Raw genomic sequence first — 6025 nt, 5'->3', positions numbered from 1 at the left:
CCCGATGTGTGTCCACCACCAATCTGTTGTAGGAGCGGGTTTACCCGCGAATACGATAGCGGCGGCAACGCTGAACGGCGGGTGGAATTGGCCAGCAGGCCCGGCCCTTTCGCGGTTAAACCCGCTCCTACAAATCATGAAATGTGCGTCATTTATACCTGACGAATGACAGCGTAATGCTACGCTCGCGGAAATACTCAGCACGGATAATTACCATGGAAATGAACTGGCATCAGGCCCTGCAAGAGAGCCTAAGCTGGCTGGCAATCGCCTCGTTCATCACCCTTCTCAGCTTTACTGCAGCCGCAACGCTTGCCGTGCGTTGTACACGCTGGGGTAGCCAGTTCTGGCAGCTTGCCGGGCCCTACTTCAGTTTCAGGCGCAGTTGGCGGCCGTTGCTGGTGTTTGCCCTGCTGCTGGTCCTGACGCTGTTCTCGGTTCGCCTAAACGTGCTGTTTTCGTTTTGGTACAACGGTTTCTACAGCGCCTTGCAGGGCCTTGACCAGGCGGCGTTCTGGTACCTGCTCGGCGTCTTCGCGGTGCTGGCCACCATCCATGTGCTGCGCTCGCTGTTCACTTTCTATGTCAGTCAGGCATTTAGTATCAAGTGGCGGGTCTGGCTGACCGAGCGTCTGACCCACGACTGGATGCAGGGCGATGCCTATTACCGTGGCCAGTTCCTTGCAGAGCCAGTGGACAACCCTGACCAGCGTATCGAACTGGACGTTAACGCTTTCGTCACCAATTCAGTCACCCTTGCCTTGGGCGCAGTCAGTGCGCTGGTTTCGCTGGTAGCGTTCACCGGCATCCTCTGGGGGCTGTCGGCACCATTGACCGTGGCCGGCGTGGAGATTCCTCGGGCGATGGTATTTGCCGTTTACCTGTATGTCATCGTCGCCACCTGGGTCGCCTTCCGCCTTGGTCGCCCGCTGATCCGGCTTAACTTCCTCAACGAGAAACTCACCGCCAACTTCCGTTACGCGTTGATGCGTCTGCGTGAGAACGCCGAGAACGTTGCCTTTTACCAAGGTTCACAAGTCGAGCGGGGCACGTTGCTCGGCCGTTTTGCTGCCTTGATCGTGAATGCCTGGGCATTGGTGTACCGGAACCTGAAGTTCAGTGGCTTCAACCTGGGCGTCAGTCAGGTTGCCGTTGTGTTTCCCTTCATTCTTCAGGCGCCGCGCTTCTTCAGTGGGGCGATCAAGCTTGGCGACGTCATGCAAACCTCCCAGGCCTTTGGGCAGGTGCAGGATTCTTTGTCGTTCTTCCGTGAGTCATACGATGCGTTCGCGCAGTACCGCGCGACCCTTGACCGTCTCACCGGCTTTCTCGATGCCAACCAGCAGGCAAGTGCGTTGCCGCGCGTCACTACCGAAGAGCAGGCGCATGCGCTGCAGATCGCGGGATTGCAGGTGCTGCGTCCTGACGGACACACCCTTATCGCCGACCTGGACCTGAGCCTGCACGCCGGTCAGGCGTTGTTGATCAAAGGGCCATCGGGCAGTGGTAAAACCACACTGCTGCGCGCCCTGGCAGGCCTTTGGCCGTATGCCGAAGGCAAGGTCAGGCGGCCAACGGGTCATCAGGCACTGTTCCTGTCGCAACGCCCGTACCTGCCGTTGGGTGACTTGCGTACCGTCATTGCCTACCCGGCAGCCAGCAACCCCAAGGATGAACTGCTAATGCAGCAGGCATTGCGCCAGGTCAACCTGGCCCATCTGGCCGAGCGTCTCGACGTCAGCTGCGACTGGTCACACATCCTCTCGGTGGGCGAGCAGCAGCGCCTGGCGTTCGCCAGGGTGCTGTTCAACCGGCCACAGGTGGTGTTCCTCGACGAGTCCACCTCGGCGATGGATGAGGGGCTCGAGCATGCCCTGTATGCGTTGTTGCGTTCGGAAATGCCGAGTGCATTGCTGGTCAGTGTCGGCCACCGCAGCACGCTGGCAGCGTTCCATACCCACCGGCTTGAGGTGGATGGACATGGCGGTTGGTCGTTGCTGGAGCAGGAGGCTGTGCTGGTCTAGTTCGGCTTGAGGGTGAGATCGCCCTCCAGCATCGCGATGCAACCTGCATGCGCCGCTGCCCTGAACCGCCAGGCTAGCCAGGTTCAGGGCAGCAGCGTCAGCCCTGCAAGGGTGGTGACGGCAAACCCCGCACCGACCAGGAACGTTGCCTGGAACCCTGCACTCTCCCACAGCAATCCAGCTACCACGCTGGCTATCAGCAGCGCCACACCGGTCAGCAGGTTGAACAGGCCGAAGGCGGTACCGCGCAAGTTGGCGGGGGCGCTGTCGGCGATCATGGCAGCGAAAATGCCCTGGCTGAAGCCCAGGTGCAGCCCCCAGGCCGTTACCCCACAGGCAAGCCCGACCCATCCTGGTAAAAGGGCCAGCAGCAGGTCGGCAGTGATCAGCAGGCCCAGCCCGACCATCAGCACGCCACGGCGCCCCACTCGGTCCGACAACACGCCGGCAGGGTAGGCCGACAGTGAATAGGCCATCGCCATCAAGACCAGTACCGCCGGCGCCCACTGCGGTGTCAGCCCTATGTCCTGAGCCCGCAGCAGTAAGAACGCCTCGCTGAAACGGGCGAGGGTGAACAACGTGGCCAGGCCGATCAGGCGCCAATAAACCGGCCCGAGGCGCCGCAGCTCGTGCAGTGCCAACGGTGAGCGTACCGGACGCCCCATAGCTGAGGCTTCAGGTTCTTGAACGAAGGCAATTAGGATATACACCGCCACAAACGCCGGGATGATAGCTACCCAGAACACGGTCTGGAAATGGCTCGCCGTCAGCCACATCAACACGATCGCCAGCAATGGCCCGAGGAAAGCGCCCACGGTATCGAGGGCCTGACGCAGGCCGAACGCCGCGCCGCGCAGCTCGACCGGCGTAACATCGGCCACCAGCGCATCGCGCGGTGCCCCCCGAATGCCTTTGCCGACACGGTCGACGAAGCGTGCTGCAGTCAGCCACTCAAGTCCGGTGGCCATGGGAAATACCGGCTTCACCAGCGCACTCAGGCCATAACCGAGCACGGTCAGCAGCTTGCGTTTACCCAGTCGGTCACTGAGGGCACCAGAGAACACCTTGGTGATTGATGCGGTCGACTCGGCGATTCCTTCGATAAACCCCACTGCTATGACCGAAGCGCCGAGCACACTGACCATGTACAGGGGCAGTAGGGCGTGGATCATCTCCGAGGAGATGTCCATCAACATCGACACGAAGCCCAGCGCCCAGATGCTGCGAGGCATCTTTGGCAGGCTAGCGCAGCTGTTGTCATCGCCACTCATCTGGGCGCTCCGCAGCGTTGTTCGTCGAAACTGTAGATGCCTGCACACAGGATGCAAATCGGATAGGTGGATAGCAGCAACAGCCTGGGGACTGAACTGTCCCTGAATGCAGGGGGTAATTCCGCCATAGGGTGTCTTCGCCCGTGTTCGCGGGTAAACCCGCTCCTACAAAGGCCGAGAAGGCTTTTATAACTTTGAGCAAACAGTTGCTCCCGCCGCGCAGCAAAGTTCAGTAACAAACATGTAAACTTCGTAAATAAGATTTACTCGCATTTGTGGGTCTCTATATTTACCAACCCTGTTGGCCACCAGACTGTGTTTGCGGGGCCGGTGGGCGAGGGCTCCCGGTTCCCGACAGGGATGTGCCTTTTCGCTCATGAATCGCAGGAGATGTACCCATGCAGTGCAGAACTTCACCCAACAACCTGGCCCTGGCGTTCGTCGCGCTGGCGTCGCCGGCCATGATGGCAACCGCGGCAGAGGCCGAGGAACCGCGTGCGGGTGGGGTACTCGAAGCGCCCGTCGCCGACAACGCGCTGGTGATCCAGGACACCCTGATCACCGCCGAGCGCGAGGCGCGGCAGGCTCTGGGTACGTCGATCATCACCGCCGAAGATATCAAGCGCCACCCGCCGGCCAATGACCTGTCCGACATCATCCGTCGCGAACCCGGGGTCAACTTGACCGGCAACAGTGCCAGCGGTGCACGCGGCAACAACCGGCAGATCGACCTGCGCGGCATGGGCCCGGAAAACACGTTGATCCTCATCGATGGCAAGCCATCCAGCGCGCGCAACGCCGTGCGCTATGGCTGGAACGGTGACCGTGATACTCGGGGTGAAACCAACTGGGTGCCGGCCGAAGCGGTCGAGCGCATCGAGATCCTGCGTGGCCCGGCCGCCGCACGCTATGGCTCCGGCGCCATGGGCGGGGTGGTCAATATCATCACCAAGCGCCCTTCCGACGAGATGAAAGGCAGCGTCAGCCTGTACACGCAGTTGCCCGAAGACAGCGCAGAAGGCGCCAGCCGGCGAGCCAACTTCAACCTCGGTGGCGGCCTGACCGATAACCTGGGATTGCGCCTGTACGGCGGCCTGGCCAAGACTGACGCCGACGATCTTGACATCAACGCCGGGCAGGCCGCCAGCGCCCTGGTAGCGGGGCGCGAAGGCGTTCGCAACAAGGACATTAACGGCCTGCTCAGCTGGAAACTGAACGACGAGCACCGCCTCGAAGCCAGTACCGGCTACAGCCGTCAGGGCAACATTTTTGCCGGCGACACCATGAACAGCAACGGCGGCGGAGACGTCGACTTCGTCTCCAGCCTCTACGGCCACGAAACCAACGTGATGCAGCGCAGTACTTACGACCTGACCCACCTCGGTGATTTCACCTGGGGTACCAGCAAGACCACGCTGGCCTACGAATACGTACGCAACTGGCGCCTTAACGAGGGCTTGGCTGGCCGCACCGAAGGTGCCCCAAGCGACGAAGGTGGGGCCATGTCACGTTTGCGCAACACACGCCTGAGCAGTGAGGTGAACCTGCCGTTCGCCATGGGCAGCACAGAACATGTGCTTACGTTGGGCGGCGAGTACCTGTACGAAGCCCTCAACGACCAAGGTTCGTTGCGCCCGCAAAGCTCCGACCCCACCAACAATGACGGCCTCGTCGGCTTCGATCGCAGCAGCTCGAAGGTGACCGCACGCAGCTATGCGCTGTTTGTCGAAGACAACATCATCGTTGGCGAAACCACCATTACGCCGGGCCTGCGTTTCGACCACCACGAAACCTTTGGTGACAACTTCAGCCCCAGCCTGAACCTGTCGCACAAGCTGACCGAAGCACTGTCGGTAAAAGGCGGCATCGCCCGTGCCTACAAGGTTCCGAACCTGTACCAGTCCAACCCCAACTATTTGCTGTACAGCCGCGGTAACGGCTGCAGCGTGCAGCAGACCAACAACGGCGGCTGCTACCTGCAGGGCAACGCCGACCTCAAGCCCGAGATCAGCGTCAACAAGGAAATCGGCCTGCAGTACGACCGTGGTAGCTGGCGCACCAGTGCCACCTACTTCCGCAACGACTACAAGAACAAGATCATCGGTGATACCGATGTGCTTTACACCATCGGTACCGGCAGCCGCGTGACTCAGTGGGACAACGCCGGCAAGGCGCGTGTGGAAGGTATCGAAGGCAACTTCTTCATCGAGCTGACCCCGACCCTGGACTGGAACACCAACCTGACCTGGATGCTCGACAACGATGATCGCGAAACGGGCGAGCCGCTGTCGGTGATCCCACAATACACCGTCAACACCACCCTCGACTGGCGCGCCACCGAGCAGCTGTCGTTCCAGGTGGCAGGTACCTACTTTGGCAAGCAGAAGTCGCCGACCTACAACTACCGCACCCAGGAAGACTACGACCAGGCAGCGCAGCAGGACGTCGAAGCTTATGGCCTGGTGGATGTGAGCGCCGGATACAAGTTCAACGCCAACTATGACGTGCGGGTAGGCGTGAACAACGTCTTCGACAAGCAGATCCTGCGCGGTGGCAACGCCAGCAGCTCGGGGGCAAACACTTATAACCAGCCGGGCAGGGCGGTGTTTGCAGCGCTGAATATCAACTTCTGATCCGAGGGGCCGCTGTGCGGCCTATTCGAGGGTTAGTCGGGGCGCCGACTTTGTTGCAGCCAAAAGCCTCGCAACGTGCTAAACCATGCGCCCCAGC

At 60.9% G+C, this 6025-nt stretch carries 3 protein-coding genes; 2 read left to right on the top strand and 1 reads right to left on the bottom strand.

The genetic code is table 11. The features are described from left to right. Positions 1–215: 215 nt before the first annotated feature. The gene (locus LVS58_RS08120) at positions 216–2024 is read left to right on the top strand and encodes an ABC transporter ATP-binding protein/permease (RefSeq protein WP_233690610.1); all 1809 of its coding nucleotides are present in this window, start codon (positions 216–218) and stop codon (positions 2022–2024) included. Between the two features lie 83 nt (positions 2025–2107). On the opposite strand, the gene LVS58_RS08115 is transcribed toward LVS58_RS08120, so the two are convergent. After that, the gene (locus LVS58_RS08115; protein WP_233690609.1) at positions 2108–3295 is read right to left on the bottom strand and encodes an MFS transporter; all 1188 of its coding nucleotides are present in this window, start codon (positions 3293–3295) and stop codon (positions 2108–2110) included. Positions 3296–3693: 398 nt separating this feature from the next. Between LVS58_RS08115 and LVS58_RS08110 the strand changes: the two genes are divergently transcribed. Further along, complete coding sequence (locus tag LVS58_RS08110; protein WP_233690608.1) at positions 3694–5928, top strand: TonB-dependent siderophore receptor; 2235 nt, start codon at positions 3694–3696, stop codon at positions 5926–5928. Positions 5929–6025: the final 97 nt, after the last annotated feature.

This window comes from Pseudomonas sp. JR33AA (assembly GCF_021378985.1).
In the GTDB taxonomy this organism is placed as follows: Bacteria; Pseudomonadota; Gammaproteobacteria; order Pseudomonadales; family Pseudomonadaceae; genus Aquipseudomonas; species Aquipseudomonas alloputida.
This window is presented reverse-complemented; position numbering and strand designations above follow the sequence as displayed.